Origin of the sequence: Pseudoalteromonas sp. BSi20439, from assembly GCF_000241165.1 — a bacterium.
GTDB lineage: Bacteria > Pseudomonadota > Gammaproteobacteria > Enterobacterales > Alteromonadaceae > Pseudoalteromonas.
Genome location: NZ_BADW01000136.1, coordinates 1 through 15,434 on the forward strand (window position 1 = coordinate 1; position 15,434 = coordinate 15,434).

Consider the following 15,434-nt stretch of genomic DNA (forward strand, 5'->3'; position numbering starts at 1 on the left):
TTCAGGTTGATCATGTAGTTGGCTATTAATCCCTTGGTTGTTAAGCGCATCGCTTAGCTGCTCTGCAACGTACTCGGCGGATCCCATTTGACTACCAACGATAATATTTACTGAACTCATGAATATTGCTGATCACTATTAGTTTTAATTGCTGCCTATGATAGCCGAGTGAGTATAACAGTAAAGTTAAGAGTGTTATTTTGTATAACTATTTTTGTGGTAATTTAAGCCTCCGCGTGAATTATGGTTTTAAGTTGTTGATTATTAATGGTTTAACAAAACATCTTTAAATGTAATCTTCTGATCAAGTTGTTGATAAGGTTGGGGAAAGCTCTGCTTAACTAAGAAGTAATGTTACAAATAGTTTGCTAAGTTATTGATTTTATATTGAGTGTTAGCTAGCAGCTAGTACAAATTTATAAATAAACGTGTGTTGATCTTAGTGTGGATACAAAGCATGTTGATAACTTAAAATTGGGATCGAAAATAATTTTAAAAAATGATCTATTTTCTCAGATCGGCCTAAAAATCCATTTTTATTTTCTAAAAATCGCTATTTAGCCTATTAAACACAACGTATTATTTCTTTTTATCGCTTTTAACTCATTTTTAAGACAATAAAACCCGCAATTGTGGATAACTGATCTGCTAAAAAATAAATTACATCAATTTTAATTAAGAAATTAATTATATTTTGCTGGTGGAGTGGGCGATCAAATTTACTTTTTAGGTACGTTTTATTTTTATGGTTTGATAATTACCCATGTTCAAACATGGAAAACCAATGTTATAGGTGCTCTTTTAGAGGAAAGAAGCTTAATTTTTTACTATTAATCTAGGTAGTTTATCTGTTATTTGCTGTGATTATTGGCTTAGCCTACTATGGCTTAAATACATTTTTAAAGGCGAGTTGAGGCTAATATAGGTGCAGTTTAAGCTGTGTTTTTAGTCTGTTTGGTTTTTAAAATGGGTTATTAAAATACAGTTTGGCGAGTCGATATTAAAAATAGTAGGCCTTAAAAAGGGCACCTAGGTGCCCTTAATGATTAAATTATTAGTTCGACTATTTACCGATACAGAACGAGCTGAAAATTTTGCCAAGCAAATCATCAGAAGTAAATTCACCAGTTATTTCGTTGAGATACTGCTGTGTTAAACGCAGTTCTTCAGCGAGGATTTCACCGGCCACGTGCATTTCTAATTGTGTTTTACCCGTATCTAAGTGATAGGCTGCGTGTTCCAGTGCATCTAAGTGACGACGCCGCGCCATAAAGCCACCCTCTGTGGCACCATCAAAACCAATACAGGCTTTTAAGTGCTCACGCACAAGCTCTATGCCGTCAGCATTTTTAGCACTTAAACTGATGACCGGATATTGTTGCTCTTGATCCATACCAACCGTATCACCCGATAAATCGGCTTTATTTCTGATCACGGTCACGCCCATACCTTGGGGTAACTTAGCCATAAATTCAGGCCAAATAGCATGTGGATCAGTATCGGCTGTGTCGGTGCCATCAAGCATAAATAACACCCGATCGGCTTGGTTTATTTCATCCCAAGCACGTTCAATGCCTATTTGCTCTACCTTATCTGGGCTTTCTCGTAGGCCTGCGGTATCTATTATATGCAGTGGCATACCATCTATATGTATATGCTCACGTAATACGTCACGAGTGGTGCCGGCTATTTCAGTTACAATAGCCGCTTCTCGACCTGCTAATGCATTAAGTAAGCTTGATTTACCGGCATTAGGGCGACCAGCAATAACGACGCGCATACCTTCGCGCATTATGCTGCCTTGTTTGGCTTGATTGGTTACGGCATTAAGCTGCTCAATGATGGCATTTAAATCACCGCCCACTTTTCCGTCTGATAAAAAATCGATTTCTTCGTCAGGAAAATCAATAGCTGCTTCCACATACATACGTAAGTGAATGACTTTTTCAACTAAGGTTTCTATGTGCTTAGAGAATTGCCCTTGAAGTGACTGTAGAGCGCTTTTAGCGGCTTGCTCGCTAGTTGCATTAATTAAGTCGGCGATTGCTTCTGCTTGAGTTAAATCAAGCTTATCGTTCATAAACGCACGCTCAGAGAATTCCCCTGGTTTAGCTAAACGCACACCGTCTATTTTACTAATTTCTTTGAGTAGCATATCAAGAACAACAGGGCCGCCATGGCCTTGAAGTTCGAGTACATCTTCACCGGTAAATGAGTTTGGGCCAGCAAAGTAAATCGCAATACCTTGGTCAAGTTGCTGACCTGCAAGGGTGTTAAATGGCACATAGTCGGCATAACGAACTTTAGGGACTTTGCCTATTATTTTTTCAGCAACCTGTTTGGCTAGGGTTCCTGAAACGCGAATAATACCAACACCGCCTCGACCTGGGGCAGTGGCTTGTGCTGCAATTGTATCGTGATTGATCATGCGGTTTATTTGCCAACTTAAATAACGTAATGGCGGTATTGTAACCTATCAAATAGGCACTCGCGAATGCTGTTATAAAAAATAGGCAATAAAAAAGGCGACCTAAGTCGCCTTTATATAAGTAGGGAGTTTAATCGCCCCTTACTTTAATTCCTTTCTTTTCCATGCCACGGTAGATGATCAACATCTGGACAATAGAAATAAGGTTAGACACTAACCAGTAAAGTACTAAACCAGATGGGAACCATAAGAAGAACACAGAGAAGATAACCGGCATAAAGGTCATCATTTTTTGCTGCATTGGATCGGTAACCGTCATAGGTTGTAGTTTTTGCGTTATAAACATACTCGCACCAAATAAGATTGGTAATACGTAGTATGGGTCTTTCGCAGAAAGGTCAGTTAGCCAAAGTACAAATTCAGCGTGACGAAGTTCTGTAGACTCTAAGAATACATAGAACAAGGCTAAGAAGATTGGCATTTGCAGTAAAATAGGGAAACAGCCACCCATAGGGTTTACTTTTTCTTTACGGTACATTTCCATGGTCGCTTGGCCGAATTTTTGACGATCATCGCCATACTTTTCTTTTAGCGCTTTCATCTTAGGCTGTAATGCACGCATTTTAGCCATTGAGGTGTATTGTGCTTTAGTAAGTGGGTACATTAATGATTTAACGATAATAGTGATGGCTATAATTGCTACACCCCAGTTACCTAAAATGCTGTGTAACCATTTTAATAGTACAAATAACGGCTGAGAGATAAACCATAACCAACCGTAATCAACGGTTAAGTCTAGGTCAGTGTGAATCGCTTCAAGTTTATCTGACTCTTTAGGGCCCATGTAATAAGTTGCAGTAAGTACTTGCTCACTACCAGCTTGAACATTTACCGCTTCGTCTTTAACACCAATAATAGCTGCGTTACTTTTAGTGATTAAACTATAAAGTGTATTCGCTTGATCTTGCATTGGTACCCAAGCACTTACAAAGTAATGCTGAATAAATGCAACGTAACCACCTTGGGTATTAATGTTTAGGTTTTTATCGGCCATATCTGAAAAACTATACTTTTCGTATGGTTCCTCATCTGTACCGTATGCAGCCCCTAAATAGTTTTGATCAACCATGCTGCCTTTTTCTTGTACGGTACGCTTTATTTGTGTGTAAAGCTGTACTTGTACAGGCGCGCTGGTGGTGTTGTTAACTTTATATTCTAAGCCAACATCATACTGACCCTTTTTAAATACATAAGTCTTAGTAAAGCTTACACCGTTGCTGTCGGTAAATTGCAGTGGAACGCGAAGCTCATCACCTATTAAGGTGTAAGAGGTTTGCTCTGATTGGTAAGTAGGACGACCATTTGCAGATGCATCTGGGCCATTTAAACCTATTAAACCACTTTGTGAAAAGTATTGTTTACCATCAAACTCACCAAGTAGCATGTAAGGAACATCACTGCCTTTGGTTTCTTTATAATTAATTAAGTCTGTTTCAACAATGTCACCGCCTTTGGTGTCAATTTTAACTTTGAACACGTCAGTTGTAATATCAATGACTGAGCGTTTAGCTAAAGTAGTTGAAGCAGGTAAACCAGAGTCTGATGAAGCTGGAACATAATCATCTGATTCCGGTGAGTTTGCTTTTAGTGTTTGTGTAGTGGCACTAGGATCGGCTTTTGGCGTGTTGTAGTCATTATTCCATTCTTGAAATAATAAAAACGACACTAGCATTAGGCCGATGAATAAAAACGTGCGTTGCGATTCCATAACAGCTCTTATTTCTCGTGTTGGTGGTTAATACGGGTTAATTTTTCAGGAACGGGGTCGTCTCCACCTGAATGTAAAGGATGGCATTTTAATATGCGTTTAACTGCGAGCCAACTGCCTTTTACTGCACCATGCAAATTAATTGCTTGAATAGCGTAGCTAGAACAGGTTGGATTAAAACGACAATGCGGACCCAATAGCGGGCTAATCCACTTTTGATAACCGCGGATAAATAAAACTAAACAACGTGTTGGTAACGCAGCAAGTGGTTTAAGTAACCTCATGTTGTACATGCCCCTACGTTATGTTTAGTGAATAGATACCATGTATTTAAAGACTTACTTTAAGATTTTAAACGCATGATTAAAAGGTGAGCTAAAGATACCTTAATTAACCCTGTAATTCTATTGCTATTGAGTTTGTTTAGTCGATTTAGCTGATTTGTTTGGGCGTTTTTTAAATGGTGGCGGTTTAGGGGCACCGGGTTTGCAGCGTTCATTAATTTTACGCCACAACTTTGTTAGTTGTTTGGTTAATTCTTCATTGGACTGTTCATCAATGCCACTTTTTACCATCAACACAATATCTATATTATCGAGAGTATGTTGGTTTAAACGAAAACTTTCGCGAGCAAGACGTTTAATACGGTTTCGTTGACATGCCTTTTTTACACGTTTTTTAGCAACAGTAAGGCCTAACCTAGGTTTTGACTGGTCACTTGGTTTTGCTAATAAAGTAAAGAAAGGAGTTGCAGCCCGAGCGGGTTCATTAAATATGCGAGAGTAATGCGAGGGAGTTAACAGACGTAACTCCCTGCCAAAGCTAAAGTCTTCCACTTATAAATTAAGCAGAAAGAACTTTGCGGCCTTTAGCACGGCGACGAGCTAATACTTTACGGCCATTTACAGTTGCCATACGAGCACGGAAACCGTGTGTACGTTTGCGTTTTAAAACGCTAGGTTGAAAAGTTCTTTTCATAACAATCTCATCCGATCGGTTAAAGTTAAAACATCCTATGCAGGTCGCGATCCTGGCACAGGTGCCATTGCGAGCGCGAGATATTATAGATGAAGTGACGAAAAGTCAATCATAATAGAGCGCGTAAAGCATGTTTATTTGTGATCAACTTTCATGATCCGATAGGATCATCATAAATAAGAAGTTTTCCACAGCCCCTGTATAAAAAGTGAATAAAAGCATGGGAAAAGTAAATTAGATCATAAATTATAGTCGCGATCTGCTGCCAGTTTTGTTATGATCTCTAATCAGGCTTTAAAATAAAAAGCTATTTAAATCAGTCTGTTATTATATTTATACATCGATATCAACAATTTTATAAAAATCAATCTTTTACTTGTGGATAAAGTGCATTCATAATAGTCGGTCTTGGGCTGCTTATTGAGCCATTTAAACGCAATACAGGTGTGATTTTTGAATCATTATTGATGTGCGGGAATAAAAATAAATTATATCTCTGGGAGTTTTACTGTGTATCTGTCGGTTTGGCAAAGTTGTTTATATGTATTGCAAGATGAATTGCCTTCGCAGCAATTTAGTATGTGGGTCAGACCACTTCAAGCAGAAAGTACCGAAGATACCTTGACGATTTATGCGCCTAATCGTTTTGTACTTGATTGGGTAAGAGAAAAGTACCTAAATAGAATAAATGAGTTACTGGTTGAAATTTGTGGTGTAGAAGCCCCTGAATTACGCTTTGATGTAGGCAGCAAGCCGCTATTAAATGCACAAGCTGCGCCGGTAGTTGAAACACAATCAGCACCAAGTACGCAAGCAACGGCAAAACAACAACCACGAGAACAAAAGCCAGTTGTTGAGCCCGCTCCTAAATCGGGTTATAAATCAAACATTAAAGAAAACTATACCTTTGACAGTTTTGTTGAGGGTAAATCTAACCAATTAGCAAAAGCGGCTGCCACTCAGGTAGCAGATAATCCTGGCTCTGCATTTAACCCTGTTTTTATTTACGGTGGTACGGGCTTAGGTAAAACGCATTTATTACATGCGGTAGGCAACGGTATTATGGCCAATAAGCCAGATGCTAAAATTGTCTACATGCATTCAGAACGCTTTGTGCAAGACATGGTTAAAGCACTGCAAAATAATGCGATTGAAGAGTTTAAGCGTTATTACCGCAGTGTTGATGCACTCATGATTGATGACATTCAATTTTTTGCTAATAAAGAACGTTCACAAGAAGAATTCTTTCATACCTTTAATGCATTATTAGAAGGTAACCAGCAAATTATTTTAACCTCTGACCGTTATCCTAAAGAGATAGAAGGGGTTGAAGATCGCCTTAAATCTCGTTTTGGTTGGGGATTAACTATCGCGATTGAGCCGCCAGAGCTTGAAACACGCGTTGCCATTTTGATGAAAAAAGCTCAGCAAAGTAAAATTAATTTACCGCATGAAGTGGCATTTTTTATCGCTAAAAAATTACGTTCAAACGTACGTGAACTTGAAGGGGCTTTAAACCGTGTAATTGCTAATGCAAACTTTACCGGCCGCCCAATTTCTATCGACTTTGTAAAAGAAGCACTGCGTGATTTACTCGCACTGCAAGATAAACTAGTCACCATAGACAATATTCAACGTACGGTAGCAGAATACTATAGAATACGTGTGTCTGACTTACTGTCTAAGCGCCGCAGCCGCTCTATAGCAAGGCCGCGCCAAGTTGCCATGGCATTATCTAAAGAACTCACTAATCACAGCTTACCTGAGATTGGGGATGCTTTTGGTGGGCGTGACCATACAACAGTACTGCACGCGTGTCGCAAAGTTAAATCATTACGTGACGAAAGCCACGAGATTAAAGAAGATTACCAAAATTTAATAAGAACATTGTCATCTTAGGGCTGACTTTATTATGCAAATAACAATATCAAGAGAACAATTTTTAAAACCATTGGTGCAAGTATCGGGTGCCATAGAGCGTAAGCATACGTTACCTATTTTATCTAACGTATTACTCGTGGTAGAAAATGGCCAGCTTTCAATGACAGGGACCGACCTTGAAATTGAATTAGTGGCGAGTGTATTTGTGGGTGACGATGTTGCCGATACTAAACTCACATTACCGGCTAAAAAATTACTCGATATTTGTAAAAGTTTACCGGATGGGTCTGATCTTACTTTAAGCTTGCAAGACCATCAGCTACTTTTAACCAGTGGTAAAAGTCGTTTTTCACTGACCACTTTAGCTGCTGAAGACTTTCCTAATTTAGAGCAGTGGGATGGTGAGGTTGAGTTTCAACTAACGCGTTTAGAGTTGCGTAAATTACTTGAAAGCACACACTTTTCAATGGCAAACCAAGACGTGCGTTACTACTTAAACGGCATGTCGTTTGAAGTTGATAACAGCGACATAAAGACAGTTGCCACTGATGGGCACCGTTTAGCTATTGCTCAAAAACAACTAGGTCAGTCGTTAAATACACAGCGCCAATTAATTATACCGCGTAAAGGCGTGCAAGAAATTATGCGCCTAATGGTTGCTGATCAAGAGCTGGTCACTATTCAGTTTGGTGCTAACCACATTCGTATTATTGATATTGAATTTACCTTTACAAGTAAATTAGTTGATGGTCGATTCCCTGATTACCGTCGTGTTTTACCTCGCGGTGGCGACAAAGTTATTACAGCAAACAGAGAATGGTTACGTAATGCATTTCAACGCGTATCGATTTTATCGAACGAAAAGTTTCGTGGTGTGCGTTTAAATTTATCAAACGGTTTATTAAAAATTACAGCCAACAATCCAGAGCAAGAGCAAGCTGAAGAAGTGGTTGAAGTAATGTACGAGGGTGATGACCTAGAAATAGGCTTTAATGTGTCTTACGTATTAGATGTACTAAATACATTAAAAACCGAAGATGTATTATTTACGCTTGCCGATTCAAATAGCAGCGCACTTATAGAAGGTGCCGGCGATGAAGAAGCTATGTACGTTGTTATGCCAATGCGTTTATAAGATCATATATACATAATGAGCTTAAGTCATTTGAGCCTCAAATATTTTCGTAATATTGAGGCACTGACGCTAGAACCAGTTAACGGCGTTAATATAATTTATGGTGAAAACGGCAGCGGAAAAACCAGCCTTTTAGAGGCTATATATTACCTTTCTCACGGCAAATCTTTTCGAACTTCTAAACATAAAAGTATTATTGCACACCAGCAAGATCAGTTTGTTATTCATGGCCGCAAAGCGTTATACGATTTATCTATCCCAATAGGGATTAGTAAAACCCAAGCGGGTGAAACTAATTTAAAAATACAGGGTAAGGCGAGTCGAAAAGTATCTGAACTTGCTCAACTTATGCCAGTGCAAGTTATTACACCAGAAAGCTATTCGTTATTTTTTGGTGGCCCTAAAGAGCGCAGAAAATTTTTAGACTTAGGTTTGTTCCACGTGGAACATGAGTTTTTTTTCTTGTGGCAATCGTTTAATAAAGTGCTAAAACAGCGCAATGCCTTGTTGAAATCTAAGCCTAAGAATTATTTTGACCAAATCAAGTTTTGGGACAAAGAATTTGTTAGACTGGCTGAACAAATAAATAAATTAAGAATCGCGTATATAACTAGGTTTAAGCAGCAGTTTTTTGATAAAATGTGTGCAGAATTAACGCTAATACGCGATCTAGAAATTAGCTTTAATGCAGGCTGGAAAGAGAGCGAATCTCTTTCTGATGCGTTAGAGCAAAGCTTTGAGCGAGATGCTCGTCAAGGCTTTACTAGTAAAGGCCCTCATAAGGCTGATTTTAGTTTTAGTGTCGCTGGCAGCAGTGTTGAGAATGTATTCTCACGCGGGCAATTAAAGCTATTGTTGTATGCGTTAAAAGTAACGCAAAATAGTTTGATTGAGTCAGAGACAGATAAGCAATCTATATTGCTAATAGATGATTTACCTTCAGAGCTAAGCGAAGATACAAAAGAGAAAGTGGGTCAGTTATTGACTCATTGCAGTTCTCAAATATTTATTTCTTCAATTTTATCTGAAAGTATTTCTGCTGTGGTGGAACCCATGAAACGAGAACTAAAAATGTTCCACGTGAAACATGGCAACCTAATAACAAGATAAGTGGGATTAACCATGTCTGAGAATTATGATTCGTCGAGTATTAAAGTACTTAAAGGATTAGATGCAGTAAGAAAGCGTCCTGGTATGTATATAGGGGACACCGATGATGGTACGGGCTTACACCACATGGTGTTTGAGGTCGTTGATAACTCTATCGATGAGGCCTTAGCAGGTCACTGTGATGATATATTTGTCACTATTCACTTAGACGGTTCGGTATCTGTAAGAGATAACGGCCGTGGTATTCCTACTTCTATACATGAAGAAGAAGGTGTATCTGCAGCTGAAGTTATTATGACGGTATTACACGCCGGTGGTAAGTTTGATGATAACTCTTATAAAGTATCAGGTGGCTTACACGGTGTTGGTGTATCGGTAGTAAATGCATTATCAGAAAAGTTAAAACTAACCATTCGTCGTGAAGGTAAACTTCATGAGCAGTTTTACACTATGGGTGTGCCAGATGCACCACTAGCAACAATTGGTGACTCTGAAACAACCGGTACTGAATTACGTTTTTGGCCTAGCGGCGAAACGTTTACTAACCTTGATTTCCATTACGATATTTTAGCTAAGCGTTTACGCGAGTTATCGTTTTTGAACTCGGGCGTAAGTATCATTTTAAACGATGAGCGCGAAGAGAATAAAAGTGACCACTTTAAATACGAAGGTGGTATTAGAGCGTTCGTTGAATACTTAAACCGTAATAAAACACCTGTGCACAAAGGGGTGTTCCACTTTACTCATGAACGTGAAGAAGATGGTATTAGTGTAGAAGTATCAATGCAATGGAATGATGCATTCCAAGAAAACATTTACTGTTTCACTAATAACATTCCACAACGTGATGGTGGTACTCACTTAGCTGGTTTTAGATCTGCGCTAACACGTACGCTTAATAACTACATGGAAAAGGAAGGCTTTAACAAAAAAGCTAAAACAACCAGTAACGCAACGGGCGATGATGCACGTGAAGGCTTAACGGCTGTTGTTAGTGTTAAAGTGCCTGATCCTAAGTTCTCATCGCAAACAAAAGACAAGCTAGTATCTAGTGAAGTTAAGTCTGCGGTTGAGCAAGCCATGGCTGAAAAATTCACTGAGTTTTTATTAGAAAACCCAATGGATGCTAAAATTGTTGTTGGCAAAATTATTGATGCAGCACGCGCGCGTGAAGCAGCCCGTAAAGCACGTGAAATGACCCGTCGTAAAGGTGCTATGGATTTAGCTGGTTTACCGGGTAAATTAGCGGATTGCCAAGAAAAAGATCCAGCTCAATCTGAACTATACATAGTGGAGGGTGACTCAGCTGGCGGTTCAGCCAAGCAGGGTCGTAACCGTAAAAATCAAGCGATTCTTCCGCTTAAAGGTAAAATCTTAAACGTAGAAAAAGCACGTTTTGATAAAATGCTATCTTCGCAAGAAGTGGCAACGTTAATTACTGCACTAGGTTGTGGTATTGGCCGTGACGAATATAACCCTGAAAAACTACGTTACCACCGTATCATAATCATGACCGATGCCGACGTGGATGGTTCTCACATTCGTACCTTGCTACTAACATTCTTCTACCGTCAAATGCCGGAAATTGTTGAACGTGGTTACATTTATATTGCTCAGCCTCCACTTTATAAAGTGAAAAAAGGTAAGCAAGAGCGTTATATTAAAGATGATCCAGCATTAGTTGATTACCTTACATCGTTAGCGCTAAGCAATGCAGCATTGTATACCAGTGATAGCGCAGAGGCGGTTGATGGTGAAGCATTAGAATCGATTGTTCACGATTATCAAAACACGGTTAAAGTTATCGAGCGCTTAAAGCGTAAGTATCCGAATACAGTTATGAACCGTTTGATTTACCAAAGTGAACTGAAAAAAGAAGACCTTTCAGACGAAGCTAAGGTAATTGCTTGGACTAAAGAGCTGGTTGATGACTTAATTGAACGTGATGAAGATGCAACTATTTTCCATGCTGGAACTGAGCACGATACAGAGCGTAACCTGTATTATCCAGTTGTGAATATTCGTCAGCATGGTGTGGATAAAGCTCACGTACTTCATTATGACTTTATTACATCAAGAGACTACCAACGCATTGCTGTAACAGGTAAAAATATTGCTAATATCATCACAGAGGGTGCATATATCCAACGTGGTGAGAAAACAAAACCTGTTGATAACTTTGTGGATGCATTGGAATGGTTGATCGCAGAGTCTAAGCGTGGGATCTACATTCAACGCTATAAAGGACTGGGTGAAATGAACCCAAATCAGCTTTGGGAAACCACCATGGATCCAAGCGCACGCCGTATGTTGCAAGTAACAATTGAAGATGCTGTTGCAGCGGATCAATTATTTGCCACATTAATGGGCGATCAAGTTGAGCCGCGTCGTGAGTTTATTGAAACGAACGCACTGCGTGTGGTTAACTTAGACGTATAAAACATTATCGTAATCACAAAAAAGGAGCCTTAGGCTCCTTTTTTATTTTTTCAAACGCACAAACTGCTTAAAACCTGAGTGTGCACAAGGTATACTGAGGGTAATTTTCACGCTACTTCTCAGATAGTAAAAAGCCAAATATGCAAAAATATGACGTTAAAACCTTTCAAGGTTTGATCCTGGCTTTACAGGATTATTGGGCACAGCAAGGCTGTGTCATTATTCAACCACTTGACATGGAAGTGGGCGCAGGGACATTTCACCCACAAACATTTTTAAAATCAATTGGCCCAGAGCCAATGTCGAGCGCATACGTTCAACCGTGTCGTCGTCCTACCGATGGTCGTTACGGTGAAAACCCAAACCGCTTGCAACATTACTACCAATTCCAAGTTGTGTTAAAGCCATCACCAGACAATATTCAAGAGCTTTACCTAGGTTCTTTAGCTGCTGTAGGTATTGATACCCTAACTGACGAAGTTCGCTTTGTAGAAGATAACTGGGAATCACCTACATTAGGTGCGTGGGGACTAGGTTGGGAAATTTGGTTAAATGGCATGGAGGTAACGCAGTTTACCTACTTCCAGCAAGTTGGCGGTTTAGAATGCTCACCGGTAACGGGTGAAATTACTTACGGCCTAGAACGTTTAGCAATGTATATTCAAGGCGTAGATAGCATTTACGACCTAGTGTGGGCAGACGGCCCATTTGGGCGCGTAACTTACGGTGACGTGTTCCATCAAAATGAAGTTGAGCAATCAACCTATAGCTTTGAACATGCAAACGTAGCCGACTTATTTGAACAGTTTGATAAATGTGAAGCTGAGAGCCAAAAGCTAATTGAAGCAAGCCTACCATTACCAGCCTACGAGCAAGTAATGAAAGCATCGCACGCATTTAACTTATTAGACGCACGTCATGCTATTTCAGTAACTGAGCGTCAACGTTATATTTTACGCGTTCGTGCGTTATCAAAAGCGTGTGCACAAAGTTATTACGATGCACGTGAAGCACTTGGTTTCCCGCTGTGTAAGGATAAGTAAGCATGTCAGCAGAAAATTTATTAGTAGAAATTGGCACCGAAGAGTTGCCACCAAAAGCACTTCGTAAATTAGCCGAAGCCTTTGCTGCAAACTTAACAGCAGAATTAGAAAGCCTAGAACTAGGTCACCAAGGTGTGAGCTGGTATGCATCGCCTCGTCGTTTAGGTTTACAAGTAAAAGCACTTGACGCTAAACAACAAGACAAAGAAGTTGAAAAACGTGGCCCTGCAACTAAAGCCGCTTTTGATGCAGAGGGGAACCCAACTAAAGCAGCCATGGGTTGGGCTCGTGGTTGTGGGATTGAAGTAAAAGATGCGCAAACACTAGAAACAGATAAAGGCGCATGGTTATTGCACATTGCTAAAGTAGCAGGGCAAGAAACCAAAACGTTAATGACCGACGCTATAAGCAAAGCTCTCGCTAAGTTACCTATCCCTAAACCAATGCGTTGGGGTGCGAATAAAACACAATTTATTCGCCCAGTGCATACCGTGACTATTTTATTCGGTAGTGAACTGGTTGAAGGTGAAATTCTTGGTAAGCAAGTGAGTAATCAACTGCAAGGTCATCGTTTTCATCACCCAGAAAAAATTAGCATTAACCATGCTGATGATGTGTTTGATGTACTTAAATCAGCTTACGTTATTGCTGACTACGAACAGCGTAAAGCACAGATTCGCGCGCAAATAGAAGACGCAGCCAAAGCAGTTAATGCCGTTGTTGCAATGGATGAAGACTTACTTGAAGAAGTTACTTCATTGGTAGAATGGCCAGTAACGTTAACAGCCACATTTGAAGAAGCATTTTTAGATGTACCTGCTGAAGCGCTTATTTACACCATGAAAGACGATCAGAAATACTTCCCGTTATTAGATCAAGACGGCAAACTTTTAAATAAGTTTTTGTTTGTCTCTAACATCGAAAGTAAAGATCCTAGTGTAGTTATTTCTGGTAACGAAAAAGTAGTGCGCCCGCGTTTAGCCGATGCGCAGTTCTTCTTTGAAACCGATAAAAAGAAAACATTAGAAAGCCGACTTGAGTCGCTTGATAGCGTATTGTTTCAAAAGCAACTTGGTACGCTTAAAGACAAGTCACAGCGTATTAGTGAACTAGCTGGTTACATTGCAGAGCAACTTGGTGCCGACAAAGAGTTAGCAGCGCGTGCAGGCTTATTAAGTAAAACAGACTTAATGACCGAAATGGTAATGGAATTTACCGACGTACAAGGTGTAATGGGAATGCATTACGCGCGTCACGATGGTGAAGCAGAAGAAGTCGCAGTGGCACAGAACGAGCAATATATGCCACGTTTTGCAGGTGATAACTTACCAACTAATGTGATCAGTTGTGCAGTCGCCATTGCCGATAAGTTTGATACGCTGGTGGGTATTTTTGGCATAGGCCAAGCACCAAAAGGTGATAAAGACCCATTTGCACTTCGTCGTGCAGCCATTGGTGCATTACGTATCATGGTAGAAAAACAGCTACCACTTGATATTTTAGACCTGGTTGCTAAATCACAAACCTTGTTTGGTGAAAAGCTGACTAACCTAAATGTATCAACGGATGTGTTTGACTTTATGCTAGGGCGTTTCCGTGCTTGGTATCAAGACGAAGGCATTGAAGTAGATGTGATTCAAGCCGTACTGGCGCGTCGTCCAACGAAGCCTGTTGATTTCGATCGCCGAGTTAAAGCCGTAAGTCATTTCCGAACATTAGACGCCGCAGAATCGCTTGCAGCGGCTAATAAGCGTGTAAGTAATATTCTGGCTAAAAATAACATTACAACGCAAGGTGATGTTGATCAGAGCTTATTAAGTGATGAGGCAGAAAAAGTATTGGCTTCGCAAGTTGCAAAATTCGCCACTGATTTAGCACCACTGTACAGCGATGGAAACTACCAAGAGGCATTAAGCCAATTAGCAGGCATTCGTGACAGTGTTGATAACTTTTTTGACAATGTCATGGTAATGGCCGACGATGAAGCGGTTAAGCAAAACCGCCTTGCGCTTTTAAGCCAGCTTAGTGGACTATTTTTAGAAATTGCAGATATTTCTGTATTACAAAAATAACAGCTTATAGCTATTTAAAAAGCCAGCATTATGCTGGCTTTTTAGTATTCACTGTATACAAAGGATACAAATTATGATCTCCATAAAACGAATTTTAACGCTAGCAATGGCTGGTTTACTTACCGCCTGTACCAGCCAAATTTCGATTAACGATGTGTTGCCGCAGCAAGAATTGGATCGCAGTATTTATTTAAGAGGGGACTTCACATTATGGGATGCCGAACCTCAATATCAATTTAAACAAGTCGGTCCTGCGCTTTATCAAGCTCAAGTTAAATTTTCGACCCCAGGCAAAGTGTACGAATTTAAAATAGCGGATGCGGACTTTAGTGAAGGCTTTAACTGTGGCTACAGCGATTCACAGCCATCAGGGCAAAGCCTAACACTTGGCCAATCAACGCGCGCCGATTGCAGCACTATTTACAACTACTTTAGTTACACACCCGCAATCAAAGGGTTGTACATAGTCAGCATTGATTTTAGTGACTACGATAAGCCGCAAGTAACGATTACTAAGAAATAGCTGTCAGTTGGGAGCTGTCAGCTTTTAGCTGCCCGAGTGAAATTTTAGATTTGTGAC

12 protein-coding genes and 1 pseudogene are annotated in these 15,434 nt (G+C 39.9%); 7 read left to right on the plus strand and 6 right to left on the minus strand.

Annotated elements, in window-relative coordinates:
* From P20439_RS19000 to rpmH, 6 genes and pseudogenes are all read right to left on the minus strand, one after another.
* Positions 1 to 120 (minus strand): annotated as a pseudogene (locus P20439_RS19000) (FMN-binding protein MioC); the annotation flags it as partial.
* Positions 121 to 1,063: 943 nt separating this feature from the next.
* Positions 1,064 to 2,428 (minus strand): tRNA uridine-5-carboxymethylaminomethyl(34) synthesis GTPase MnmE, encoded by a 1,365-nt coding sequence (gene mnmE / locus P20439_RS11675; protein ID WP_008467041.1) that lies wholly within the window; start codon positions 2,426 to 2,428, stop codon positions 1,064 to 1,066.
* A gap of 130 nt (positions 2,429 to 2,558) precedes the next feature.
* Complete coding sequence (yidC, locus tag P20439_RS11680) at positions 2,559 to 4,196, minus strand: membrane protein insertase YidC (RefSeq protein WP_008467042.1); 1,638 nt, start codon at positions 4,194 to 4,196, stop codon at positions 2,559 to 2,561.
* Positions 4,197 to 4,204: 8 nt separating this feature from the next.
* Positions 4,205 to 4,480, minus strand: a complete 276-nt coding sequence (gene yidD / locus P20439_RS11685; RefSeq protein ID WP_008467044.1) for a membrane protein insertion efficiency factor YidD — start codon at positions 4,478 to 4,480, stop codon at positions 4,205 to 4,207.
* Between the two features lie 126 nt (positions 4,481 to 4,606).
* Positions 4,607 to 5,032 carry a ribonuclease P protein component gene (gene rnpA / locus P20439_RS11690; RefSeq protein WP_008467046.1) on the minus strand — a complete coding sequence of 142 codons (426 nt, stop codon included), beginning with the start codon at positions 5,030 to 5,032 and terminating at the stop codon, positions 4,607 to 4,609.
* A gap of 7 nt (positions 5,033 to 5,039) precedes the next feature.
* Positions 5,040 to 5,174: a 50S ribosomal protein L34 gene (rpmH, locus tag P20439_RS11695; RefSeq protein ID WP_008112968.1), complete on the minus strand. Its 135-nt coding sequence runs from the start codon at positions 5,172 to 5,174 to the stop codon at positions 5,040 to 5,042.
* A 510-nt stretch (positions 5,175 to 5,684) separates the two neighbouring features.
* Here rpmH and dnaA point away from each other — a divergent pair.
* From dnaA to P20439_RS11730, 7 genes are all read left to right on the plus strand, one after another.
* Positions 5,685 to 7,073 carry a chromosomal replication initiator protein DnaA gene (gene dnaA, locus P20439_RS11700; RefSeq protein WP_008467048.1) on the plus strand — a complete coding sequence of 463 codons (1,389 nt, stop codon included), beginning with the start codon at positions 5,685 to 5,687 and terminating at the stop codon, positions 7,071 to 7,073.
* A 13-nt stretch (positions 7,074 to 7,086) separates the two neighbouring features.
* Positions 7,087 to 8,190: a DNA polymerase III subunit beta gene (dnaN, locus tag P20439_RS11705; protein ID WP_008112965.1), complete on the plus strand. Its 1,104-nt coding sequence runs from the start codon at positions 7,087 to 7,089 to the stop codon at positions 8,188 to 8,190.
* Positions 8,191 to 8,205: 15 nt separating this feature from the next.
* Positions 8,206 to 9,300, plus strand: coding sequence for a DNA replication/repair protein RecF (recF, locus tag P20439_RS11710; protein ID WP_008467050.1), 1,095 nt, complete (start codon positions 8,206 to 8,208; stop codon positions 9,298 to 9,300).
* Positions 9,301 to 9,312: 12 nt separating this feature from the next.
* Positions 9,313 to 11,739 carry a DNA topoisomerase (ATP-hydrolyzing) subunit B gene (gene gyrB, locus P20439_RS11715; RefSeq protein WP_008467053.1) on the plus strand — a complete coding sequence of 809 codons (2,427 nt, stop codon included), beginning with the start codon at positions 9,313 to 9,315 and terminating at the stop codon, positions 11,737 to 11,739.
* A gap of 140 nt (positions 11,740 to 11,879) precedes the next feature.
* Entirely contained in the window at positions 11,880 to 12,782 is a 903-nt protein-coding gene (gene glyQ, locus P20439_RS11720; RefSeq protein ID WP_008467055.1) for a glycine--tRNA ligase subunit alpha, read from the plus strand.
* A 2-nt stretch (positions 12,783 to 12,784) separates the two neighbouring features.
* On the plus strand, positions 12,785 to 14,854 hold the full coding sequence (glyS, locus tag P20439_RS11725) for a glycine--tRNA ligase subunit beta (protein WP_008467058.1): 2,070 nt from the start codon (positions 12,785 to 12,787) through the stop codon (positions 14,852 to 14,854).
* A gap of 73 nt (positions 14,855 to 14,927) precedes the next feature.
* Complete coding sequence (locus P20439_RS11730) at positions 14,928 to 15,377, plus strand: hypothetical protein (protein WP_008467060.1); 450 nt, start codon at positions 14,928 to 14,930, stop codon at positions 15,375 to 15,377.
* Positions 15,378 to 15,434 lie beyond the last annotated feature (57 nt).